This is a genomic window from Paraferrimonas haliotis, from assembly GCF_002282895.1.
In the GTDB taxonomy this organism is placed as follows: domain Bacteria; phylum Pseudomonadota; class Gammaproteobacteria; order Enterobacterales; family Shewanellaceae; genus Paraferrimonas; species Paraferrimonas haliotis.
Genome location: NZ_NRRB01000004.1, coordinates 200188 through 224359 on the forward strand (window position 1 = coordinate 200188; position 24172 = coordinate 224359).

19 protein-coding genes are annotated in these 24172 nt (G+C 44.1%); 13 read left to right on the forward strand and 6 right to left on the reverse strand.

What is annotated here, in order from left to right:
• The first annotated feature begins 165 nt into the window (after positions 1 to 165).
• Positions 166 to 447 carry a hypothetical protein gene (locus CLC91_RS09940; RefSeq protein WP_095499072.1) on the forward strand — a complete coding sequence of 94 codons (282 nt, stop codon included), beginning with the start codon at positions 166 to 168 and terminating at the stop codon, positions 445 to 447.
• 53 nt (positions 448 to 500) lie between these two features.
• Entirely contained in the window at positions 501 to 1433 is a 933-nt protein-coding gene (locus CLC91_RS09945; RefSeq protein WP_095500367.1) for a D-2-hydroxyacid dehydrogenase, read from the forward strand.
• Here CLC91_RS09945 and CLC91_RS09950 read toward each other — a convergent pair.
• Positions 1387 to 2571, reverse strand: coding sequence for a glycosyltransferase (locus tag CLC91_RS09950; RefSeq protein ID WP_095499070.1), 1185 nt, complete (start codon positions 2569 to 2571; stop codon positions 1387 to 1389). The two genes, CLC91_RS09945 and CLC91_RS09950, sit on opposite strands and share 47 nt — an antisense overlap.
• Before the next feature lie 222 nt (positions 2572 to 2793).
• Here CLC91_RS09950 and CLC91_RS09955 point away from each other — a divergent pair, with 222 nt between their 5' ends.
• The 11 genes from CLC91_RS09955 (at position 2794) to CLC91_RS10010 (ending at position 18542) form a co-directional block, all read left to right on the forward strand.
• The gene (locus CLC91_RS09955; protein WP_095499069.1) at positions 2794 to 4002 is read left to right on the forward strand and encodes an outer membrane beta-barrel protein; all 1209 of its coding nucleotides are present in this window, start codon (positions 2794 to 2796) and stop codon (positions 4000 to 4002) included.
• A 4-nt stretch (positions 4003 to 4006) separates the two neighbouring features.
• A complete protein-coding gene (locus CLC91_RS09960; protein WP_179287565.1) occupies positions 4007 to 4552 on the forward strand; it encodes a polysaccharide biosynthesis/export family protein in 546 nt (181 codons plus the stop codon).
• 14 nt (positions 4553 to 4566) lie between these two features.
• Positions 4567 to 6831, forward strand: coding sequence for a GumC family protein (locus tag CLC91_RS09965; protein WP_095499068.1), 2265 nt, complete (start codon positions 4567 to 4569; stop codon positions 6829 to 6831).
• Positions 6832 to 6852: 21 nt separating this feature from the next.
• The gene (locus CLC91_RS09970) at positions 6853 to 7587 is read left to right on the forward strand and encodes a tyrosine-protein phosphatase (RefSeq protein ID WP_095499067.1); all 735 of its coding nucleotides are present in this window, start codon (positions 6853 to 6855) and stop codon (positions 7585 to 7587) included.
• A complete protein-coding gene (locus CLC91_RS09975) occupies positions 7584 to 8909 on the forward strand; it encodes an O-antigen ligase family protein (RefSeq protein WP_095499066.1) in 1326 nt (441 codons plus the stop codon). The genes CLC91_RS09970 and CLC91_RS09975 overlap by 4 nt, the downstream gene beginning before the upstream one ends.
• Positions 8893 to 9816: a glycosyltransferase family 2 protein gene (locus CLC91_RS09980; protein WP_095499065.1), complete on the forward strand. Its 924-nt coding sequence runs from the start codon at positions 8893 to 8895 to the stop codon at positions 9814 to 9816. The genes CLC91_RS09975 and CLC91_RS09980 overlap by 17 nt, the downstream gene beginning before the upstream one ends.
• Positions 9816 to 11309: a hypothetical protein gene (locus tag CLC91_RS09985; protein WP_095500368.1), complete on the forward strand. Its 1494-nt coding sequence runs from the start codon at positions 9816 to 9818 to the stop codon at positions 11307 to 11309. The genes CLC91_RS09980 and CLC91_RS09985 overlap by 1 nt, the downstream gene beginning before the upstream one ends.
• Before the next feature lie 8 nt (positions 11310 to 11317).
• The gene (locus tag CLC91_RS09990; RefSeq protein ID WP_095499063.1) at positions 11318 to 13153 is read left to right on the forward strand and encodes a WecB/TagA/CpsF family glycosyltransferase; all 1836 of its coding nucleotides are present in this window, start codon (positions 11318 to 11320) and stop codon (positions 13151 to 13153) included.
• Positions 13154 to 13797: 644 nt separating this feature from the next.
• Complete coding sequence (locus CLC91_RS14975; protein WP_095499061.1) at positions 13798 to 15693, forward strand: hypothetical protein; 1896 nt, start codon at positions 13798 to 13800, stop codon at positions 15691 to 15693.
• 158 nt (positions 15694 to 15851) lie between these two features.
• Positions 15852 to 17045, forward strand: a complete 1194-nt coding sequence (locus CLC91_RS10005; RefSeq protein ID WP_125828497.1) for a hypothetical protein — start codon at positions 15852 to 15854, stop codon at positions 17043 to 17045.
• A 78-nt stretch (positions 17046 to 17123) separates the two neighbouring features.
• Entirely contained in the window at positions 17124 to 18542 is a 1419-nt protein-coding gene (locus CLC91_RS10010) for a mannose-1-phosphate guanylyltransferase/mannose-6-phosphate isomerase (protein WP_095499059.1), read from the forward strand.
• A 12-nt stretch (positions 18543 to 18554) separates the two neighbouring features.
• Here the strand turns inward: CLC91_RS10010 and CLC91_RS10015 are convergent, their stop codons facing one another.
• The 5 genes from CLC91_RS10015 to CLC91_RS10035 form a co-directional block, all read right to left on the reverse strand.
• Positions 18555 to 20363, reverse strand: coding sequence for an SLC13 family permease (locus tag CLC91_RS10015; RefSeq protein WP_233132610.1), 1809 nt, complete (start codon positions 20361 to 20363; stop codon positions 18555 to 18557).
• Between the two features lie 273 nt (positions 20364 to 20636).
• The gene (locus CLC91_RS10020) at positions 20637 to 21863 is read right to left on the reverse strand and encodes a YeeE/YedE family protein (RefSeq protein WP_095500369.1); all 1227 of its coding nucleotides are present in this window, start codon (positions 21861 to 21863) and stop codon (positions 20637 to 20639) included.
• Positions 21864 to 21977: 114 nt separating this feature from the next.
• The gene (locus tag CLC91_RS10025) at positions 21978 to 22370 is read right to left on the reverse strand and encodes a hypothetical protein (RefSeq protein WP_095499057.1); all 393 of its coding nucleotides are present in this window, start codon (positions 22368 to 22370) and stop codon (positions 21978 to 21980) included.
• 67 nt (positions 22371 to 22437) lie between these two features.
• Entirely contained in the window at positions 22438 to 23421 is a 984-nt protein-coding gene (locus CLC91_RS10030; protein WP_095500370.1) for a Gfo/Idh/MocA family protein, read from the reverse strand.
• Positions 23411 to 24172: a phytanoyl-CoA dioxygenase family protein gene (locus CLC91_RS10035; protein WP_095499055.1), complete on the reverse strand. Its 762-nt coding sequence runs from the start codon at positions 24170 to 24172 to the stop codon at positions 23411 to 23413. Before CLC91_RS10035 ends, CLC91_RS10030 begins: the two co-directional genes overlap by 11 nt.

Consider the following 24172-nt stretch of genomic DNA (forward strand, 5'->3'; position numbering starts at 1 on the left):
ATCAATTGCCATTGGTGATTGTTCGCCTAATGACGTACACTTAAAAAGCTGGTTCGCAAAATAGAGAATGACGCTACGAGCGATACGCATAAGTGCGTATTCCTCAATTGGTTCATTCGCGATAATGCGTACTTATCGGTGTATCTTATTGAAATGGTGTAAGAAGTGGTTGATTTAGAGTCTTTGTTTAACCAATATAAAAAGAGCAAACGCTTGCTCAGTGATAAAGCGATGGCGGAAAGTATGGGGATCTCCACCGCCTATTTTTGCGATATAAAAAAGGGCCGACGCCGACTGTCGGATAAGTTGGCATTAGATGTCGCCAAAGAGTTAGGGTTAGAGCCTGGCTTGCTTCTACTCGAACTTCGAGTTAACTACGCCAAACAAGCGGAAGAAAAATTGGCTTGGAAGAAAATTATATTACAGTGGCAACGCAATACCCGCTAAACACGTTATGCACAGTTGCCGAGTTTTAATTATGCAGTAAGGATAAGCCCGCTATGAAAGGTGTATTTTTAGATCGTAAAACCTTCCCCGAAACCATTTCGACTAAACCCATCGCATCTTTGTTGAGTGACTATCGCGAATACGATGTCACAACCGCGCAGCAAACCATAGAGCGTATCGGAGAGGCTGATTTAGTCATTACCAATAAAGTTGTTATCGATAAGCCTGTAATAGAGGCTTGTTCTAGTTTAAAGCTGATTTGTGTTACTGCAACGGGCCTTAATAATATCGATCTTGTTGCTTGCAAAGCCGCTGCAATCGAGGTTCGTAACGTGGAAAACTACGGCGCTTCTACTGTGGCTCAGCACACCATGGCATTAATGTTAATGTTAGCCACCAATGCGCATCATTATCGTGATGATGTGAGTCGCGGCAAGTGGACTAACAGTGACATTTTTTGCCTTAACCATTATCCCATAATGGAGCTGTCTGGTAAGACACTGGGAATTGTCGGCGTTGGAGGCATCGCAAACAAAGTTATCGAGGCTGCTAGAGGCTTAGGTATGAAGGTATTGCTTTCCGAAAGAAAGGGGGCACAGCATGTACGTCCTGGTCGAGTTGCTTTCTCTGACATGCTCGCAACCAGTGATGTCGTATCTCTTCATTGCCCGTTAACGGAATCAACAAGCGGCTTGATTTCGAAAAAAGAACTGCAGTTAATGAAATCCCATGCTTTGCTTATTAATTGTGGACGTGGAGGGCTTGTTGACGAACTGGATTTGGTACAAGCTCTAGTGAGCAAAGAAATCGGGGGTGCAGGGTTTGACGTAGCAAGTGTCGAGCCCATAGAGGCGAATAACCCGCTAATGATCGCATCCTTGCCTAATCTCATTATTACCCCTCACAGCGCGTGGGCAAGCACCGAAGCTATGAATCGAATCATCGCGATGGTAGCTGAGCATATTGCTGTGTTTCAGACTTCTTAATGTTATCGAGGATTTGATAATACCGTTGGCAATAGGCTCGAGGTGAAAAACGTTGTTGCAACAAGACCTTGTTTTCTGAAATCCAAACTTTGAATTCACGTTGTCGTTGCAGCAACTCGATGATAGCGAGCTGTATGTGCGCGCTGTTGTTACTATCAAAACCCACACCAACATTCAAATCATCTATAAAACCATCGATGCCGGTCCCTTTTGAATAGCCTATTCCAATGCCGGCAAACAGTGCCTCTACGTACACCATTCCAAAGGTTTCAGAGTGGCTTGCGAGAATGAGCGCCGCGTAGTCGGGCAAAGCCTTCACCAATTGCGTATTGTCCACTTTACCTTTTAACGTTACCTGCTCTGTCAATTGCAGTTTTTGAATGAGCTGTTTTACTTCTTCTACACGGTGGCTAAAGCCATCACCATATATATCAAGAGTTAACGTCGGGTGAGTAATGACTAAACAAGAGATTGCGTACAACAAGTCGACCAACCCTTTTTTCTTGTACATATTTAAATCGAGTACCGTAACCAGTCGCTTTGAGTCGGCAGTCTTAGGGGCGCTTTTGGGGGCTTGGTGTACAAAATTAGGTAGTGAACTTTGCTTCTCACTGGGCAGATTAAAGCGAACTTCTAACTCTTTTTGATACCAAGCAGATACATAAAATATGTGTTTGCAGCGTTTCGCCACTTTCGCTAATAAAGGCTGTAGCATAGGTTTGAAACTGATTAGGCGCTTATCTGAGTCCGCTCGAACCGATACCATGAAGGGTTTTTTAGTTTGAAGGCTTAAGAAATAACCAGCAAGTCCTTCGAAGGCAAACTTGTGCGCATGGATAACATCGAATTCAATTCCTTTTTTCATTACGAGTCGTTTAATTCGATAGGCAAGTAATGCCATGCTAATTGAATGCAATAATCCAAATGGTAATCCAAAGAATCTTATAGCGACCTTATTATCGTCGATGGTTACTGTTTGTGTCTTAAATACATTTGAGGTTCTTCTTAAGGCTATAACTTGATGGTCAATATGATTAAGTTCTGCAATTAAGTTCTTAACCGCCGGCGTGTTTTTAGGGCGATAAGGATTGGGGTAATCCATCGTTAGATGCAACACTTTAGTTTGGCTAGTGGACATGAATAAGCGCTTTCCAATGGTCTTTGTTGTTTTCTACGCTAACTATAGACCAAGATTTCTAAATTTCCTGCTAGACCAAAATATCAGTTATCGCAAGTTTCTTAATTAATTTTTAATTTTTTATGGATATTTATTCTTTTTTTAAAAAGCTGACTATAGTTGAAAGAACAATAAAAAGTGCGCAATAAGAAATTGTTTTAATTGATTTAGTATGGAGGCTTTATGCAAGGTTTTCCTGTTAAGGCGTTTGCAGCGTTAACAACCGCTATCCTGATGTCCCTCAGTTCAGCTCGAGCTGATGTACAGCCGCAACCGTATGTTTTTGAGAATGGCTTAGAACTCAATCCATACGTAAAGGCGAGCTTGTTTAATGATAATAACGTTATTCGTAGCCAGACCGATACCATTAGCTCTTTTGGGAGTCACATCGAGCCAGGCGTTGAACTGGTCGGCAATCCGGGTAATTCACAATTTGAAGTGGGGTATCGTCTCGTTCAAGGGAACTACTACGACTCGAACGACGATAACTTTACGGACCATTTCTTAAACGGTGTATTCAACTGGAATCTCGCCACTCGCCATCGACTAAACTTCTATTACAATTTCGATAAAATGCATGAAGGACGAGGCTATGGTTTCTCCGAAGGTCGAGGGGAACTGTTTGATGAAGTTGTAAAGATAGATCGACAAACCGGCGAAGTGGTTTACAGCTTTGGTGGTGAAAACGCCACGGGTCGTATTGACGTCGGTTTTCGACACCGAGACAAACGCTATACCAACTTCCGAGATGCAACACAGTTTCAAGATCTTACTGAAACGCGCTATTTAGCGACATTTTTCTATCGTATCGCCGCTAAAACCAGTTTACTAATCGAAGGCGTTAAGGTCGATAACCGCTATAAAGTAACGCGAGACCAAACTTTTAGCCGAGACAATGACGACTACTTTGCTTTTGTTGGTGCAGAAATGAGTTCTGACTCAGCAAAGCTGACAGGTAAAGTACGCCTAGGTTATCAAAACAAGCGCTTTAAAGAGGGGCGGGACGATTCTTTCCACGATTTTAGTTGGGACGTAAACATTGGCTACTTACTAAAAGCTTATTCAAAGCTTACTTTGGAAACCAGCCAACGGGCCAAAAACCCCAGTCAAGAAACCGGTGATTATGTTAAAGCCAGTCTCATTCGCCTTAATTGGAAGCACTTTTGGCTCGACCGTTTTGCAACCATAGCAGAGTATCATTACGGTAAGGATGCATACAGCGGCATCGTTCGAGATGACACCATAAAAGAATATACCGTAGGGCTAGAGTACGATGTTCAACGCTGGATGAATGTGGGTCTTAGCTATACCGATACCAATAAAAGCTCAAATGCTGCCGGAATTGGTTTTGACCAAAGCATTATAGCCGTAACTTTCCACGTGACCTTGTAAGCCTATGATGATTTTGAAACGGTTTATCTTAGCTATGGTGACACTTTGCGCAGTGCAGTTCTCTGCATTAGTGCAAGCCAACAGTTTTGAAAGTACCTATAAGCTAGGCCCTGGCGACAAGATCATGATAGAGGTTTTCGGAGAGGAGGAACTGACTTTTGAAACCCTAATTGGCTCAAGCGGTCGCATCAATTACCCATTTTTAGGGCAGTTAACCGTTAAAGGGTTAACGGTTGAACAACTGAAGGACCAAATTGTACGTGGTTTAAAAGGTGACTATCTTTTAAAGCCAAACGTTCATGTCCGTATTTTGGAATACCGTCCATTTTTTGTAAATGGCGAGGTTAAACGCCCTGGCGGCTATCCTTATCAGCCCAACCTTACCGTAAACACAGCCATAGCCCTTGCCGGCGGCTTTACTGAACGCGCGTCGAAAAACGGCATCTATTTGAGTAACAGTGAATTTCCAAACCGTGAACCTAAAAAAGTTGGGTTAAACCACAAGGTGCAGCCTGGAGATATCCTCGTCATTGATCAGAGCTTTTTCTAAGAGTAGGTATTCTCATGAATGATAATCAAATGATTGCAGGAATCTCATCGGTTAACGAGAAGCCACTGGATCTCAAGAAACATCTATTTGCGATCCTTAAACACAAATGGAAAATTCTATTCTTCGCTTTGGTCATCACAGCGGTAGCAGTGGCTTTTGTATTGTCGAAGCCTCATATGTATACCGCCAAAGCGACGTTAATGATTGAGCCAAAAGATTCCCAAATGTTAAGTGGCGATCGAGTGTTTGGTATCGATACCAGCTCCTCGGAATATTTGCTCACTCAGTTCGAGATTTTAAAGTCCAACACCATTTCCCAGGAAGTTATTGAGCGTTTAAACCTCCAAAGCCACAAAGAATTTAACCCGAATCTTCGGGAGCCTATGTTTGCAGACCTCAGAAATTACATTGAAATCCATTTGGCCGAGAGTGAGTTGGCCGCGCAACTAGGCTTGACGCCTAAAGTGGAACAAATACCGAATGAGGCGCAACGCCTAGCTCAGGAAAAGGCTTTGGTGTTGGCCAGTTTTAAAAGTCGTTTAGTCATTGAGCCAAAACGCAAAACGCAATTAGTTTCCATCAGCTTTACCAGTGAAAACGCCGCACTTGCAGCACTGATTGCTAATGAATTGGGTACGGTATACATAGAAAACAACCTCAATGCCAAATTTCAAATGTCGAAACAGGCGTCTGAATGGTTAGGCGATCGCATGCAGGTGTTAAAAAATCGACTTAATGAGTCCGAAACCAAGTTGCAAGAATTTGTTCGAAAAGAAGGCTTAGTAGAATCTGACAGTAAAGCAGGCGTGTCGGAGTTAGCATCTCGAGAACTTAACGAATTAACTTCGAAGTTAAACGAAGCTAAGAACCGCAGAGTTGCGGCGGCCTCGCTGTATAATTTAAGCACTTCTGCCGAAAATGACTTAGCGGTGATGTCGACCCTACCAGAAATAACGAACCATCCTTTGATTAGGGACCTAAAGTTAGCGGAAGGGCAAGCAGACCGATTAGTCATGGAATTGTCACAGCGCTATGGACCTAAACACCCAAGGATGCAAACCGCACAAGCGGAATTACGGTCAACTCGTCAAAAATTAAACAAAGAACTCAATGAATTACTTCGTGGCATTAAAAATGAAGTTACTTCCGCCCGAAATGCTGAAGCGGCCCTGTCAGCAGAGATCCAGACCAAGAAAAACGAATACCGAGACTTATCGGTTAAACGTACTCGATACAACGAATTGGCTCGCGAAGTAGATTCCAATAAGCAGTTGTACGAAATGTTTATGGGGCGCTACAAGGAAACCACTGCTTCCAGCGATTTTGGAGCAACCATAGCCAACTTTACCGACAAGGCAGTGGCGCCGCTGTATCCAAGCGCACCTAAAAGAAAGCTTATTGTTGTTTTAGCGTTTCTAACCGCACTGGGCTTTGGTTGTGTTATTGCGGTCATAAGAGACGCGTTGAATGAAGGCTTTGTGAACGTACAACAGGTTGAGGAAGGGCTAGGGCTTAATCTATTAGCCGCTCTTCCAAAGGTTAAATTTAATAAGAGCGAAATTGAAGCCTATTTGTACTTTAACGAAAAAGATAAGAGCTTCGCTGAAGGGATCCGAACGGTTCGGACCGGTTACATGCTGTCTAACCTTAACTCTGATAAAAAAGTCGTGTTAGTAACCTCAACCGTACCTTCAGAGGGTAAGTCAACCTGTTCAACCAGTTTAGCGTTTGCTTTGTCATCGTTAGAAAAAACCTTGCTAATCGATGCGGATTTGCGCAAACCTTCACTAGGGACAAAGTTTAAATTCTCCGGGTTCCAACCGGGCTTAGCTAACCTTATCGCCGGTACTCATGATCTCGAGGACTGTCTTGTTCACGATCGACGTAGCGAATTAGACATTTTGCCTGCTGGATTGATTCCTCCAAACCCGTTAGACCTGTTTGTATCAAAACGATTTGAACAAATCCTAGCCATGCTAAAAACAAAGTATGACCGCATTGTTATAGACAGTGCGCCGCTGCAGCCGGTCAGTGATACGCACTTGTTAGCCCAACATTGCGACTCCTGTATTCTCGTTATAAAAGCGGCAACCACCAGACAACCGCAGGTTAAAGTTGCGGTAGGTCGATTAATTCAAAACGGAGTAAGAATTGATGGCGTAATTTTAAATCGCATGGATTTAAAAGACGCTCACAAATATGGCGATTATCAAACCTATTCAGATTATTACACCCAAAACCATAATAAGGTCCACGGAAAGGAGGCGCGAGTTGCTTAGTCGGCTCGCCTTGATCAACTGATGATTGATATTCATTGCCATTTATTACCAGGCATAGACGACGGCCCTGATGATCTAGAGACCGCCTTAGCGATGGCGTCGATGGCTTTAGAAGATGGCATACAACACTCCATCGTGACCCCTCACATAACCCCTGGCCGGTTTGAAAATCAGCCTCATCAAATCGCACAAGCTTTTATGCAGTTCAGACAACATTTGCTAAAAGCAGAGTTAAATTTATCGACCTCGTTCGCAGCCGAATTACGGGTAGACCCGACCGTGTTAACGCTTGCAAGTAGCAATAGATTACCTACGTTGGGAACACTAAATGGGCAACAAATAATTTTGTTGGAAATGCCTCACACTAACGTACCTGTGGGTATTGAGAAGCTGATTCGCTGGCTGTTACAGCGAGACATACGCCCGATTATTGCTCATCCAGAGCGTAATCGTGACGTATGGCAGTCTCCACAAAAGTTATCGCCTTTAGTTCAGCTCGGTTGCTATTTTCAAATCACAGCAGGTTCGCTGCTCGGGGCTTTTAGACGAGAGTCATACGATCGCGCCATCGAATTATTACAACAGGGGCTGGTATCGAGTATCGCAACCGACGCTCATAATCTAACCACGCGTCCGCCAAAACTTTCCCAAGCCGTTAAAAAAGCCGCAAATGTAGTAGGAGAGGCGAAGGCGAAGGCTATGGTTATCGACTTTCCACAATCCCTATTGTCCAGCGCAAGGGATGGACAGTTATGAATACCTTGTTGTCATTATGGGTGAGCGAAGATTGTCGCTCGTATTCGTTTTCACAGAAATTGGCCATCGTCATTTTTACCGCTATCAGTGTGCAGGTTTTGCGAATTGCGTCACCGGATTTTAGCGCGGTAAACTACCATGAGTTTGGCGTCGACATGCTGGTTGAGGATACTTCAGGGAGTGGGGCTGGCAAGTATCTCTTTTGGTTCAGTCTATTTGCCTTATCACTGTTTCTTTGTGCTCAGTTTCCGAAAACTGTCAGTCAGTTTTGTCTATCCCAAAAACCGTTGCTAATACTGGTAATTTTCGGAGTCATAAGCGTTGCATGGGCGCTTGCGCCAGTAATTTCTTTCAAGCGTTCAGTCATGCAAATCATTCTACTGGTAACCGTATTTAGTGCCGTTATCTTTATAAAAGACATACGACAAATATTTCTAATTCTTTATCGGCTGTGCTTCATCCTTTTGTTCATCAATTTGATGAGCATTCCCGCAGGCGTAGCGTTTGATCTTAACGGCGCCTTTCGCGGAGCGTTAACTCATAAAAACGTAATGGGTCAGTACGCTGCACTGAGCCTATACATGGGAGCGGCGGTCTATTACTTTTGTGGCCATACAATAAACAAACTGGGCTTAGTTTTTTACAGCGCGCTTTGGGCAGCATTGCTACTTTTGTCCATTTCAAAAACCTCCATCGCCCTGTTTGTTCTGGTACCTATGCTGATAGTGGGGCTGGACTACATTGGTCAGTCATTAAGACTTCAGGTTGGAACCGTATTATTTCTAGCCATTGCAGGTATCAGCTTATTCATTGCATTTGGCACGGCCTGGTTTGGATTGAGTATTCAACCCTTCTTACAGTTATTTGTTGAGGATACCAGCCTTACCGGGCGAGATTTCATTTGGGGCTTTATGCTCGATGAAATCAAGGAATCTTGGTTAATTGGCTATGGATTAGGATCGTTTTGGGGCATCGGTTTTGACTCCCCAAACATCCGTTACGGTGAAGGGTTTATTGTGTTTTTGCATCAAGCGCACAATGGCTACATCGACCTGTTAGCGCAATTGGGCGTTATTGGCTTACTCGCCTATATTGGTTGCTTAGCTCAGTTCTCAAAACACGTCAGTGGCTTTCAATTTAGCCAACGTAAACTGTTTTATATTTGCTGGATCTTAATGCTTTTTTCGTTAACGAATAACATTACTGAATCCAGCATAATTAGGGGGCTTCATTCAATTTGGGTGATTCAATTGTTGGTGATAGCTATCGCTCTTAGAGCGCATAAAGAATATAGGCAAACGACATATGGAACCGCTAATTAGCATTTGTATTTGCACTTATAACAGACCGTTTATTTATGAATGTTTGATGAGTTTAGCCGCACTAAAGGTGCCAAATTCTTTTCGTTTGGAGTGCGTTGTTGTAGATAATTGCAAGCAACAATCAGGCCGCGTATTCGTAGAACGCGCCGGTGAACAATTAACCATTCCTGTTCGCTATTATGTAGAACCACGAAAGAATATTTGTTTAGCTAGAAACCTATGTGTTGCTCATGCTAAAGGACAGTGGATTACCTTTATTGATGACGACGAGTTGGTGGCCGAAGATTGGCTGACGCAACTTATGGACGCCGCTATAGAGTTTAAAGCATCGGTCGTTATGGGCAGTGTCATTGCCTCCTACCCCGAAAATACCCCGAAGTGGATTGTTGACGGAGATTATTTTAATCGCACCTTGTCGCCAAGAGGCACTGAAATTAACGTTGGTGCTACTAACAATGTATTAATTTATAAAGATCACTTACCACAGCGACAAGGCCCATTCGACAGTGACTATGGCATTACGGGGGGCGGTGATACCGAATTGTTCAATACCATGCATAACCAAGGCCGACGCATCGTTACTTGCCCGCAGGCTAAAGTGTTCGAAACCGTCGAGAAAAAACGCTTAAACGCCGATTACTTACTCAAACGCTCCATTCGAATCGGCGAAGTTTATGCTCGAGTCTTCTTTAAAGATAAGTGGCGTGTTAACAGTCTCATTGGTTTTATAAGAGCCATATTTCTCACTATAGTCGCAAGTGCGTTGCATGCATTTGCCCGTGTTACTCATGCCAAAGGCTCATTTCGCTATCAGCTCATGCAAAGAGCAAATTACGGTAAGGTTCGCTATTTTCTGAATGTTGAACGCATTGAAATCTATGGCAAACATAAAGAGGGGCAAAACTAATGGATAGCTCTAATAATGTGATAGAAGAGGGTGTTGCAATGCGCTCTATTGACCCTAGTAAACCCGTAAAGTTAAGCACTCCTATCGAAGCTTTATCGCAGCTATCACACCTTCCTAAATCGACTCCCATTGTTGTTGATTTCGATGAAACGCTATGGCTTCGAAATTCGGTAGAACAGTTTTTATCTTCCGCGAGACCCAATTTATGGGTAGCCATCATTTTACAACTGTTAGGCTTAATCAGGCCTTGGGATTGGTTTAACAGCATTAACCCTGATCATATTAGAGACAAAATACGCATTGGTGCAGTGTTGCTTTTAGCGCCTTGGACTTTGTTTTTTTGGCCCAAGACCGCAAAGAAACGGGTGAATGAATGCCTTAATAGCGCCCTAGTAGAGACACTAAGACGTTTTGACAAGGTGTACATAGCGAGTTACAGCTTCGGCTTTATCATTACCCCCTTAGTTGCGGCGAGCAATGTACCCTGGCCAGTAGTTGTGAGCGCAGATTTTGGCAACTATCGGACGCTGCGCTTATTAGGCAAAGGAAGCATCGTCGAAAAGAACATTGGCGAAGAAGAGCTGGCGAACAGCGCAACCATTAGCGACAGTCGTCTGGACAACGATTTGTTTAGAAAAAGCAAATATCCTTTATTGGTTAAGTGGCCAACCGCGGTAAATATACCGGCCGGTAGAACACCATTATTACCTTTTTCATACTTAAAGCGGGTAAAACGGCCCAATGAAAGTTACTTCACCCGAGCAATCATTGGCCACGACTACCTAGTATTGCTGCTCGCTTTTGCTTGTTATTCTGCAGAGCCTTTCCTAACCGCCTTAGCGTTATTTCTTTTCTTACTGAGTTATTTTACCGCTTATGAAATTGGCTATTATGAAAACGATAAGCTGGGCCTGCAGTATGAAGAAAATCCCAAGGTTAGTGATGGTTATAAGCGATATGCACCGCACTTTTCGGTTGTCTACGCTTGGATCTTCAGTCTTATTTTAGCGATACCCGCAAGCGTTACTTTAGCGTTGGCAAATAACGGCAGTGCTGCTCCAATGTCTGTGTTAATCATTTTTGCCAGTTTTACAGGCTTGTTGATAAGTGTTCGGCTTATGTTTGCTTGGTTTAATCGCTTGCCTGTACAGGGGCGAATCTTACCCATGCTATTGCTTCAATTAGCCCGCAGTTGCGGTTATTTAGTGATAGTCACAACAGGCACAGTGGGTGTGGCGTTTTGTATTAGTCAGGCATTGAGTAAATGGATTCCTTATGTTGTATATCGATTTGGTGGAAGTCGTCGCGACATTCCTAACCACCTAATTAACGTTATCGCATTGGCTATCTTGTTGGCATTTGCTGGGTTATCCGGCGCTCTAGAGCTTACTCGTTTACTAGAATGGCAAAGCATTTTGATCATTAGCTACTGCCTATTGCGTGCCGCTAAAGATGTTTATAAGTTTCGTAAACAATTACAGTTAATGAGGTGAGGCTAACTATGCACATAGTTCATATCGTTCGCCAATTTGATCCAGCAATGGGGGGCTTAGAAAACTTCGTAAAGTCGCTCGCTCAAGAGCAACTTAAGTCTGGGCATAGCGTTACTGTAATTACCCTCAATAGAGTCTTTCACCAACAAGGTTCGCAACTGCCGTATGAAGCAGAAATCGAGGGTATTTTAGTAAAGCGTATCGGCTACGTTGGCAGTCCGCGCTATCCCATAGCCTTGTCAATCGTAGGCGAAATTCCGTCTTGTGATGTTGTACATGTTCATGCCATCGATTTTTTTGTCGATTACCTTGCCGTAAACTGGTGGCGGGTATCTGCGCCCATGGTGGTATCGACGCACGGCGGTTTTTTTCATTCAAAATTTGCATCCATGGCAAAACGACTCTATTTCAATACCGTGACTCGATTGTCTTTGCGTGCGTTTCAATATGTATTGGCTTGCAGCAATAACGATTTACTGCGTTTTAGCAAGATTAATCAAAAGCGATTATTGCTCATTGAAAACGGTGTCGATGTGAGCAAATTCGCTAATGCCGCGTCACCCCAGTATCAACCTCACTTCATTTTTATCGGTCGATTTTCAGATAACAAGCGCCTTCCACAACTCATAGATACGCTCAGCGAGGTTAATAAAATCGGTAGTGTTAAGGTTCGTTTATCGATAATCGGCAAAGATTGGGATAATAATAAACTGCTGCTTACGGAGAAAATTTCGACACTCAATGCTCAGGGTTGGGTTTCCATATATTGCGAGTTAGCGGATGACGAAATTCGAGCTTTAGTGTCCAGTGCTAGCTATATATGCAGTGCTTCAGAGTACGAGGGGTTTGGATTGACCATATTAGAAGGTATGGCCGCAGGGCTTATACCTGTAGTATCTGATATTGCCAGTTTCAATCGGATCATTCATAACGCTAAAGTTGGGTTAATCACGCCATTTAACGATCCGGCTCAAGATGCTAAACGCATCGTTCAATTTTGCAACCATGTCTCTGAGCAATATCAATCGCTGCGAAGTAAGGCCATCAGCGCAAGTCAAGAATACAGTTGGTCAAGGGTAAGTAAATCCTTTGAGCAGGTTTACCAGCAAGTAAATGCCCAAAAGAAGGTGATTCAAGGGATAACCGTCAACGATTACTCAAAACAAGCATTACTGACTCAATTAAATGAAAGGCTTGAAAATAGAAGGTCTACGATTCTAGCCTTTGCAAATGCCCACTCCATTAATACTGCTCAACAAAGTAATGAGTATTTGGCGGTATTAAACCGAAGCCTAACCGTAAACGACGGCTCCGGAATGCGTCTAGCGTCGAAACTCAAATATGGAATCGGTTTTAAAGATAATCTCAACGGTACCGATTTTGTTCCCTACTTGTTGGCCAATTTAACACCGGGTACTAAGCTTTTTTTGCTCGGCGGCGAGCCGGGAATCCCGAAAGAGTGTTTAAACGTATGGCAAGCGCAATATCCGCAGTTAAACTGGGTAGGGGAGCACCATGGTTATTTTAACGAACGCCAATCGCAGCATATTTGCCAAACCATTAAAGCTTGTAAGGCCGATATCGTTATTGTCGCGTTAGGTAATCCGCTACAGGAACTTTGGCTCGATAATAACCTTGAAAAATGTGGCGCTATCTTAGGCATAGGTGTGGGTGCTTTATTTGATTTTACCGTAGGAAAAGCAACGCGAGCTCCTCATTGGATGCGGGCCCTTGGTGTCGAATGGGTATATCGCTTAATAAAAGAGCCGCAAAGAATGTGGAAGCGCTATTTAATAGGTAACTTTACCTTTGTATTGCGATCGTTGCGTGATGCAAAACGGTGATGCAGAGCAATGGTTTTGCGACACTATCACGTTATCTTTTTGTACAACTAACGAGTAAAGACGGGGTTTATCAAGAAAATCGTAAAGTTGGTTTCTATATATTAGAAAGGAAATTAGGTTTATACACTTTTTTCCTTTCTTTCAACAGCTTAAGAGTCGGCATTACTAACCAAATGTCGGAATAAAAGCAGGAAAAAGATGATTTATTTAGGTTACTGTGCTGTTTTAGGATGTATAAATGTGAGCTTTTAATGGCAAAATATGCCGGCGCTCGCATTAATAGATAGCATATTCAATTAGTTAGCATGTTATTTATCATTTTTCATTCCAATAGAACGAACTTGCCACCTAAATTTAACAGTGTGTTAACAGTCTAAATTTTATGTGTTTTTACAGCGTAAAATTCTTTTTCTATATAAAACATCATACTAGTTCATTATTTGAGCATTAGCGCCTTCTAATGCTCGAAAGTCAAGCCATTTATCTTTGAGACCTCGGTTTCTTCTCTAAAACCTCATCTGTATAGTTTTTGACCAACAACGGCGCCGATTTCTATGTTTCATAGCAAAACCGCCTGTAGGTATTTTTAGAGCGCTCATTCGAGATAAAGCGCCTCACAAAACCATTTGAGATTAGGAGCACACTTGATTAAATCATTTATTAAGACCTGTTTATTGGGTCTACTGGCATGCACCAGCATGAGCTTTGCTCAAGCACAAGAATTACAAGGCTTTGGCAGTAAATTTAACGGCTCTACAAGCCATATTTCCTTCGCGGATTGGAAAGCGCAAGGCGACGTTACCATCAAAATTTGGTTGGGCGAACTGGATAAGAATGAGCAAGGTCAATACGTATGGACTCACGTTCTTGCTGATAGCAATTCTTCGCAATCGGTTCGATTAGACGCCAATTCAATTCAGGTACAGTTTGCGAATCAATACATTGGTATATATCAATCGTTTGATTTTGCTAATACTTACTATGTGGAACTGCACGTTAGCGATGGACGTTTAACCGTTACTGACGGCAAAGGCACCGCATCTGTAGCAGACTCGAGTATTCAACCGTCTTCTATGCATTTCGATGTAATGTATAGCCGTGGTGAGGTTTATTCTGCTGGTATTTTGCAAGCGCTGTCGCTAATCGATGACGCCAATAGTACTAATACCGTAAATTATCGAGCTCAGGGCTTTGAAAACCTATTACCAGATACGGGTACCAATTTCAGTTTAACGGACGTCGAGCATATTGTTCCAGACGAGCCACCGGTTGATCCATGTGAAGAAAACCCAGACGATTGTCTGCCACCGGTTGATCCATGTGAAGAGGATCCAGATAGCTGTTTACCACCAGAAAACCCATGTGATGACAACGATAACTGGTGTCTACCCGGTTACGATCTCGATATGTCAAATGCGCCAGTGCAATCTCAGGCAGATTGGGACTATGAATTTAACAAGCAATACCCTAATACCCGTCCGGTTATGAACATTACCGTGGGTAACGACACCGGTCGATTTGCTTGGGAAGCGCCGATTTGGTTAAAAGCCTATGTAACCATGGCGACGACCTATCAAGATACTAAGTACATAGATTGGGCCATAGAATTAATCGACCATATGTTTAACTATACGGACGAAGAGCGCGAAAAGCGTGGCGAGATTAACGTAGCCGGAGATAAATATTGGCAAGCCCCACGTTATTACACCAACAACCCTGGAACGCCTGTACCGGGTTGGCGCAGACACTTCCCTAGAGATGGTATTGATTGGCGTGTTGAAGCACTCACAGATGGTCGTGCACTTGTCGGTGTAATGTATGTCGTTGACTACATTAAAGAGAATGGCCTAAGCCAATACGATGACAAGGCCAACGAGTACATGCAAAAAGCTAAGCGAATCATCGACAGTCACGATTCGTCTTACAGCGAAACGCGTCAACCGGGCATCGCTGGGTCTTACTATTACCCAAATGATACCGACAAGTACGGTGACGATGGCCTATACAGTCGTCCACTACCATTTAATCACAACTTTGCAATGGCCTTCCCGCAGCTTGTAATGGATAAATGGAGTGGTGAAAGCAACTACCATACTCGAGTGACCAATTTGTGGACCTTTTATGCCGACAAGATGGAATACCAAAGTAATGGCACTTGCACTTGGCGTTACCAGTATCACGTGTCGGATCCGAACACAAAAACGGAAGATCTAAACCACGGTGATTTAGACATTGAGTTTGCTGTAAAGGCTTTTAGAGAAGGGATTACCGGCGACGAAGATCTTATGCAGTGCATTACTAAGTCGTTTACAACCGTTATGTATGATGGCAACGGAACCTACACCGATTTAATTGATGGTAAGGGTGGTTCGGCGAGCTCTGAGCACAATACCAATACGGGCTGGAACTGGGTTGAATTGCATCAGTTTGATCCGCGAGTCGCTAATGACGTTTTAACGACATTAGATCGCCACGCAAACAAAACTACTTGGTTTGGAGAGTACTTAGCCTGGGCAAACATGTTGCGCCTAACTAAGTAACGCCTCAACTTACGAGTCAGATAAAAAAGGAGCGCTATGCTCCTTTTTTTATTGTTGCAGGAAAAATTCAAACCTTTCTACTAAGTTATTAAGTACCCATAAATTTTCAACCCGCTACTATGCTTTTAAAATCGCTGCTGGTGTGTTGCGCATTACTCATGACATCAGTGTCATCACAGGCCTTTGCTACTACCGAAGACCACGACTGGCAAGAATTAGCGTCTGTTTTGCAGGAATATGACAACAATTTTCCAGCGACTAAACCCGTTCTTAACGTCACCGTAGGTAATGAAACGGGACGATTTGCTTGGGAAGCTCCTGCGTGGATCCACGCATATTTATTGTTATCTGAGATTCAAGGCTCACCTAATTTTCTAGAGCAAGCACTGCAAGTGGCTGAACACATTGCTGCCAACAACGATGCCAACCGCTTTAAAAGAGGGGAAATCGATATCGTCTCACAGCCATACTGGCAAGCACCTAAGTATTACCTAAACAATGCTGGCGTGGCGGCACCTGGATGGCGTGGCAAAAGAAAAGGAGACAGTTGGCGAGTTGAAGCACTTACCGATGGAATTATCGCTGCAGTGCTTCTTATGGTAGTGGATCACGTATATCGATTTGAGTTAAAGCCATATTATCAACGTGCAGATGCGCTGCTGGATTTAGCCGAAACTGTGGTTGATAGCCATTCAAGCTCCTATTCAGAAACAAAACAACAAGGTATCGGTGCGTCATTTTATTACCCCAATGTTCACAATCGATACAGTACCGACAAGGGCCTGTATTCTCCACCGTTAGCAAACAACCATAATTTGGTAATGGCTAAAGCCATGTTGTTAATTCATAAATGGCGGCCAACGCGCACAGATTTGTGGCAAAAAGCGGCTAAGTTAAACGAGTTTTTTCTAAGCCAAATTGACTACGATTCGTCAGGCTCTTGTCAGTGGAACTATGCCTACAAAATAAAAGGCTGGCCAAAAGTACAAGACATTACTCACGCTGATATAGAAATTGGTTTTCTCTTGTTAGCTCATGAGAGAGGAATAGATTCTGTTACACCTGCTCTGGCTTGTATGGCGAACACCTTAGTGGATGTTATGTATCACAAAGAACAACTGAGTTTTAAAGTAGATGGAAGCGGAGAGGCAAAATATTACCATCAATATTACGTTGCCAACCATTGGTTGCAATTGGCCCAATGTCGTCCCGAAATACTCACCATTGCGCATACTGTATTAACTGAGCACTCCGACAAACCGCTTAACTTCAATAGTTTCCTTGGCTATGTTCAACTCTTTTTAGCCAGTCGCGATCGTTTTTCAAAGCCTTTTGATTGTCCCATTAACTAAACTGGCGAAATTGCCATTTGTGTGCACACTTAATTGAAAGACAAAAAATAAATTATCATTTTCAAAGGGACTCTGCGCATGATTTATCCAATCATATTAGCCGGTGGGTGTGGCAGTCGATTATGGCCATTATCCCGGGCGGCCTTTCCAAAACAGTTGTTAGCTTTGGCTGGCACGCACACCTTATTGCAACAAACGGTATTGCGTTTGGCCGGACTGAATGTCGCTAAACCTATCGTTGTTTGCAATCAAGAACATCGCTTTGTTGTAGCGGAGCAACTGCGGGCTATTAATCAGTTGGGAAAAATCATTTTGGAACCAGTAGGGCGCAATACCGCTCCTGCAGTTGCCATCGCTGCTTTAGCAGTTCTTGAAGACGACCCTCACGCTAAAATTTTGGTATTGGCGGCTGATCATTTAATAAAAGACGAGCAGGCCTTCACGAGCGCCATTAATCATGCCAGCAATTCGGCGTTGAACGACAAACTGATCACCTTTGGTATTACCCCTGAGTCACCAGAGACGGGGTACGGCTATATTGAGGCGAAAGAAACTGTCCAAGGCACAAAAGCCTTGGCCGTTAGCCAATTTAAAGAAAAACCGGATGTTGAAACGGCGCGCCATTACATTGAGTCGGGGAACTTTTACTGGAATAGTGGCATTTTCTTGTTTAAAGCCAAGCGATTCATTTATGAGTTATCACAATACAGTGCAGACATGCTGCTTTCATGCAAAAAAGCTTTTGCTAAACGTTACGACGACCTAGATTTCGTCCGTATCCCAGAAGCTGAGTTTGCGCTATCGCCATCAGACTCGATTGATTATGCAGTAATGGAGCACACTAAGGATGCCGTTGTGGTGCCCATGTCGGTGGGTTGGAGTGACCTAGGTAGTTGGCATGCGCTGTGGGATTCAGCGGATAAAGATGAGCAGGGCAATGTACTGCAGGGCGATGTGCTATTGGACAAGAGTTCAAATTGTTATGTTAATGCGCAAAGCAAACTCGTTGCCACTGTCGGTGTTGACAATCTGGTGGTCGTGGAAACAAAAGACGCCGTGTTAGTTGCCAATAAAGAAAAGGTGCAGGACGTTAAAAACATAGTCAACAAACTGCAACAGCAACAGCGCTGTGAAGCCACAAACCACCGAGAAGTGTATCGTCCTTGGGGTATGTACGACTCCATTGATAATGGACATCGCTATCAAGTGAAGCACATTTCGGTCAAACCGGGTGAAAAGCTCTCGATTCAAATGCACCACCATCGTGCCGAGCATTGGATAGTCGTGAGTGGTACCGCTAAAGTGACCATTGGAGATGACACCTTTTTGGTCACAGAAAACGAGTCCACCTACATACCAATTGGTGAGCGTCATGCATTGGAAAACCCAGGTAAAGTCGCGCTAGAAATGATAGAAGTGCAGTCGGGCAGTTACTTAGGCGAAGACGACATTGTTCGCTTTGACGATCGCTACGGCAGAAGCGGAACCACCAACTGAGTACTATGGTTATTACAATGGCCAAACAATTTGCAGCAATGGAATGCTGATCAACACCACCAATATTTCCATTGGTAATCCAATGCGCCAATAATCGCCAAACTTAAGCCCCGCAGGTCCTAAAATCAGGGTGTTATTTTGGTGCCCAATCGGCGTTAGAAACGAACAGGATGCGCCAATGGCTACCGCCATTAAAAACGGGTCGGGGGACGCACTGAGTTGTTGTGCGGTGCTGACCGCAATAGGGCACATTACCGCTGCAGTTGCGGCATTGTTCATAAAGTCTGATAACGTCATGGTGACCACAAGCATTAAGGTAAGCGCAATAATCGGCGAGCCTTGGGCTACATTTTCCAACAACACGCTTGCTAACCAATAGGCCGTACCCGTGGAAGCCATCGCCGCTGCAACCGGCATTAAACAGGCTAATAGCACGATAACTGGCCAGTCTATGGCGTCGTACAATTTTCGTAATGGAATGATGTCGGTAACCACATAGCCGATAACCGCTACTGAGAAAGCCACCGGCGCAGAGGTTAATCCAACCGCCGTAGCCAAAATAGCTGTCGCCATAATAAGCGCTGCAAAAGCGGCTTGTTTGACGTTAGGAATGCGAATATCTCGATTCGCCAAAGGCACCGCACTAAAGGTATTCGCAAAGCCTGTTAGTGCCTCTGGGTTGCCTTGCACCAATACTAAATCGCCGGCTTGAAGCTTCTCCCAACGTAAACGCTTAATTGAGCGACGCCCTTGGCGGCTAATGGCCAATAATTTTAATGCGTAACGCCGAGATAACTGTACCTCTCGCGCTGAGCGCCCAATCAACAAGCTGTCGGGCAGAATCACGAACTCTTGCAGGCTAGTTTGAGCCAATTCTTCCTTTTGCAACGGTTTATCAGGGCCCATTAAATCTTGCTCGCCGCCAGGCTCTTTGGGTGGATTTTCTTGCTGTATTTCCAGTCCAATTTCAGTCAGCGCACCGCTTAAACTGGCCGGTTCCGCCTCAATCATTAAAATATCGCCCTGCAGAATACGGCGATTGGGGTAGGGAGCAAATACCCTAAATTCGTTACGCACCATACTGACTACTTGGGCATCGTGCCGGTCTAATTCTTGACCAATAATACCAAGGGTTTTACCTATGGCAGCACTGTCTTCAGGCACAATGGCTTCGGTTAAATAGCTGCCGGATTCAAAGCCTTTAATGCCTTTAGGCTCACGTTTTGGAACCCAATGCCAGCCAATAAACGCAATAAAGGTTATGCCTACGGCAGCCACGCAAACACCAATAATGGTGAAATCAAACATGCCAAAATGACCTAAACCCGCTTGGCTTCGAAAACCCGATACAATCAAGTTTGGAGGCGTACCAATCAGCGTCGACATGCCGCCTAAAATGGTGCCAAACGCTAGCGGCATCAGCACTTTACCAGGCGTTAGTTCTAAGCGCTTTGACAACTGTATCGCCAACGGCATTAACAATGCCATAGCGCCAACGTTGTTCATAAAGGACGACAAGAGCGCGCCAATGGTCATTAGCACGCCAATACTAATAGTAGGACCAGACGATTTTGGTAAGGTGTATTTGGCGAGTAAGTCGACCGCACCGGTGGTTTGCAAACCTGAGCTTAAAATCAAAACACAGGCAACCGTGATAACAGCCGGATGGCCAAAGCCGATAAACGCATTGTCGCTGTTGACCAGTCCCAGCAACACGCAGGCCAACAAAGCGGACAGCGCCACTAAGTCATGACGCCATCGACCCCAAAGGAACAATCCAATTGTAACTAAGAGAATGGCTAATATTTGCCATTGCTGCACACTCAGATCCATAAACGCCATCGTTATTAGTTTGGTTTTGGCATTCACTAAGCCTAGACCAAAATGAAACAGTTAGTTTTAACTTATTGAATTAGTTAATCTGGTTCAATAGTAAAGTGCTAAATTAGCAGAGGCTGAGTGGTTACAAATTGTAATATGGTTACCAGACCATCACACAACAAAGTGCGCACAATGTATATTATGTTAAATCAAATGTGTAACTCAAAGTAACTAGGAAATGCAGGAAGCCCTAATAGCTCCCCGCTTGTCTACCTACCCAATCATCCGAACTTTCTGAGCAAATCGATTACCAACGACACAACCAATAATCAAAGCGACGAAAAATACCCAACCCGATAATGAAAAGTTAGCAATGGGCGTAAACAGCGCGCCCACATTACAACCGTTGGCAAACCGAGTACCTAATCCCATAGAGATTCCACCGAGTGCAAACAAGGCGTAGTGTTTTATCGTGTAACTGTTGACCCAGGGATTACGCCATTTACCTAACCATAATACAGCGATTACCGTGCCAAGTAAGATGCCGATGTTCTGCAGTGAAACGCCGTGTTGCAATACGGGTGTTTGAAACAACTCTACGCTCTTGTGGCTAAATTGCGCGACATCGCTGGCCGATACGCCGAGCATAATGAGCAGTTTCCCGAACCAAATGCCAAAGGGTGTTGAAGCGCCCCAACCTGCGCCTGTGGTTATCATGAGTATGGTGAAAATGGCGGCTATAACAACAGCGCCGAAATTCATGCTCCACAAAGCACTTAATTTACTGGCACCTTGTTGCATTAATACCAAATTCTGACGGGCCTCTTCAGCAGCAACGCCAAGGTATCGGCCCTGCTCTTTGCGTGTTTGTTGGTAGCGTTCGGCAAGCTTAACAACAATATAGGCGAATACTACGGTTACCAAAACCGCCATTAAATAGCCGTTTAGCGGTCCCCAGCTAAACCAATCCGGTAAGAACACCCCTTTGTCTGTGTAACTTGCGCTAGAGAGCCAACTGTCAGTAATCCAACTGGCGCTGGCTTGCAACGGAAATCCTATGTAAACGCCCAGGCCAAATGCAACTAGGGTGGTTAATGCCCTCGGCACATCGGCCACCATTTCCACCATAACTCCCGACGCGCAGCAACTCGATAAGGTCATACCAAAACCAAACATTAATCCCCCTAGGATTAAGCCAGCGTTAATAGGGTTGACCCAAAGTTGGAAGTGTTCGTTGCCTTGGCTATACAATAGTGCGGCGCTCATTATCGATGCGCTGACAAACATCAACATTAAGGTTTTAATAAGCTCGGTTGAGCCACGGCGATAAGCGCGATTAACGCTGCCGGCAAACCCTATGGCAGATTTAGTTAAGGTGATGCCGAGAGCAAGACCAATAAGCAGTCTCAAAAATAAATCTGAGCTCGCGGTAATCGCAGCACTGACTATCAGTGTTATCGCGATCAGCGAACCTATTTGTGTTTGGCTGAGCACTTTCATTGATACCGCCTCGTTAACCTATAAAGGCGGCATCATAAAGCATGTTTAGGCGTTCGTCTTAGAACAAAAAAGAATGTGGTATTTTGCGAGTCTGTTGTGACCCGTAATTAAACCTTAAGATTTTACAAGGTAATGGGTGTTGGTGCGCAAATCTTTGCCACCAATTCGCATGCCAAAATACAAGACCAACTGCTTATCCGACTTTTCAATTTCAAACGCACAAATCACTTCATCGTTTTTTAAGATGACGGCTTCTACCTTGTTATCGTTTACCTTGAGTACGCTCTCTTCAACATCAGAGTCGCCATACGGACGAGTGATACCGTCTGCAATTTGCTCAAAAATGAAATGCTTGTGCTTATCGCCGGTGTCACTATGGTAAAAATCAAACACTGTGAAATTGTCGTCCATGCTTATGTCTAACCCACCACTGACAATAGGTTCTCCAAACTCATAGTGACTTTTTGTTGCGTCCACTGACCAACGACCTAAAAAATGCTCAATCATGTGTATCTTCCGTTTATTCACGTTACAGCTACAATATTGTGCATTGCACATAAGCTCAAGTTTGTTTTTAACTTTTAATGAGCTCGCTACGTATTTTCTCCATTTGTTGTTGTAGCCACAGACTTCTGGATAGAGTCATTACGTTGGATTGTGTTCTTTGTTTTCTAATGTCTTTTGCGACTTGAATGGCCTCATGTTGATAACCTAGGCCCTGAGTTTGATCGATAAAAGCATCACCACTACCATCGTTTAGCCAATATTGGCAGCCTTTAGCTTGCCAGAAGTCCGGTACGGTGATTCGGCCTTTGCTTCCAGTGATTACAAGCTCGTTAGCCAAAACCCGATTAAAACTGCAGCAAAACGACAGTTGCACATGCTGTGTTTGCGCTGTGAAGCTTACTTCACTGTCTACGCCATGATTGGTTACCATATTTTCAACACACCAGCTTGTTTCGAACTCTCCTAATAAGAACGCTGCCATCGCCAACGGATAAATACCAATATCGTATAGGCTGCCACCGCCAAGCGCTTTGTTAAAATGACGCCCTTGCAGGTCTCTAGGCGCAACAAAACCAAAACTCGCTTCTATGCAGCGCAGCTCCCCAATGACTCCTTTATCAATCCAGGCTTTAGTTTGTTTAATGGCCGGCAAAAAATAGCTCCACATGGCTTCCATTACGTAAACCTTTTCACAGCGCGCTACTTGAAATAGTTGTTGGCATTCATAAAGGTTGACGGCGATGGGTTTTTCACACACAACCGCTTTACTGCGCTTAAGGGCTTGAATGGATTGTTGACAGTGAAAAACGTGCGGGGTTGCGATGTACACCACTTCAATGCTGGGATCGTCTAGTAGTTGTTGGTAACTGCCATACGCGTTATCAATATGGTGACGCTCAGCAAAGTGTTGTGCTTTTGCAAGAGTTCTCGATGCAACCGCCCTCACTACGCCATTGTGAGCCCAGCTCATGTCTGCGCAGAATTGCTGCGCAATACGCCCGCAACCAATCACGCCCCAGGCTACTGGGGTATCGTCAGTATCAGTTGCCATGCCTTAAAATAGCGTCGTCATCAACTTTTACGAGAGGCCGGTATTGCAACGAGTTCTCGTGAAACGGCTTAGCGCTTTCTGCACAATACGCCGAAATCATTGTCCAACGTGGATCACTTGAACGATTTTGATTGGATTTATGCAACAGATTGCAGTGGAAAAACAAGGCATCACCCGGTTCAAGTTCCACCTTAACCAATTCCAAGTGTTTCAGCGCCTCATTAACAAACAGCATTTCAGCGCCCTTTTGGTCGCCGGTGCGGCTGTGGTTTAAACGACCGAGGTGATGGCTGCCCTTCAAGACTTCAAGGCAACCATTGGCTATGGTGGCTTTATTGATAGCAATCATGACGCTGACCAACTTGGGCATTAAATGAAAATTGTCATGGTGCCAATAACCAAAGTCTTGATGCCATTCCCACGCGCCGCCAACGTAAGGCTCCTTCATCATGATTTTAGTTGTGGTGTGAAAAACTGGTTCGCCCAGCAACTTTTCAACCGAGTCGGTTAAGCGACGACCTCTGGAAAACATTGAATACAAATCACTGCCAAGCTCTTGCCATAAACACACCTTGCTTATAGTGCCGGAGGCGTCTTTTTTATCCCAAGCTTTTTCATACAAACTGTCGTCATTGAAGGCTTTTTGTTGAAGTTTAGAAATTTCCTCGACGGTATAAAAGCCCTTAGCAATCACAAAACCATCTCGATGAAAATCGCTCACCTGTTTTTCGCTTAACAACAATGACGACAT

Bases quoted from the DNA above. Each gene is read 5' to 3' on its own strand.
- CLC91_RS09975 (WP_095499066.1), top strand. From the start codon at position 7,584: ATGAATACCTTGTTGTCATTATGGGTGAGCGAAGATTGTCGCTCGTAT.
- CLC91_RS09950 (WP_095499070.1), bottom strand. From the start codon at position 2,571: ATGTCCACTAGCCAAACTAAAGTGTTGCATCTAACGATGGATTACCCC.
- CLC91_RS09985 (WP_095500368.1), top strand. From the start codon at position 9,816: ATGGATAGCTCTAATAATGTGATAGAAGAGGGTGTTGCAATGCGCTCT.
- CLC91_RS09945 (WP_095500367.1), top strand. From the start codon at position 501: ATGAAAGGTGTATTTTTAGATCGTAAAACCTTCCCCGAAACCATTTCG.
- CLC91_RS10030 (WP_095500370.1), bottom strand. From the start codon at position 23,421: ATGGCAACTGATACTGACGATACCCCAGTAGCCTGGGGCGTGATTGGT.
- CLC91_RS10020 (WP_095500369.1), bottom strand. From the start codon at position 21,863: ATGAAAGTGCTCAGCCAAACACAAATAGGTTCGCTGATCGCGATAACA.
- CLC91_RS10035 (WP_095499055.1), bottom strand. From the start codon at position 24,172: ATGTCGTCATTGTTGTTAAGCGAAAAACAGGTGAGCGATTTTCATCGA.
- CLC91_RS09960 (WP_179287565.1), top strand. From the start codon at position 4,007: ATGATGATTTTGAAACGGTTTATCTTAGCTATGGTGACACTTTGCGCA.
- CLC91_RS09965 (WP_095499068.1), top strand. From the start codon at position 4,567: ATGAATGATAATCAAATGATTGCAGGAATCTCATCGGTTAACGAGAAG.
- CLC91_RS10010 (WP_095499059.1), top strand. From the start codon at position 17,124: ATGATTTATCCAATCATATTAGCCGGTGGGTGTGGCAGTCGATTATGG.
- CLC91_RS09990 (WP_095499063.1), top strand. From the start codon at position 11,318: ATGCACATAGTTCATATCGTTCGCCAATTTGATCCAGCAATGGGGGGC.
- CLC91_RS09955 (WP_095499069.1), top strand. From the start codon at position 2,794: ATGCAAGGTTTTCCTGTTAAGGCGTTTGCAGCGTTAACAACCGCTATC.
- CLC91_RS10005 (WP_125828497.1), top strand. From the start codon at position 15,852: ATGACATCAGTGTCATCACAGGCCTTTGCTACTACCGAAGACCACGAC.
- CLC91_RS10025 (WP_095499057.1), bottom strand. From the start codon at position 22,370: ATGATTGAGCATTTTTTAGGTCGTTGGTCAGTGGACGCAACAAAAAGT.
- CLC91_RS09980 (WP_095499065.1), top strand. From the start codon at position 8,893: ATGGAACCGCTAATTAGCATTTGTATTTGCACTTATAACAGACCGTTT.
- CLC91_RS09970 (WP_095499067.1), top strand. From the start codon at position 6,853: ATGATTGATATTCATTGCCATTTATTACCAGGCATAGACGACGGCCCT.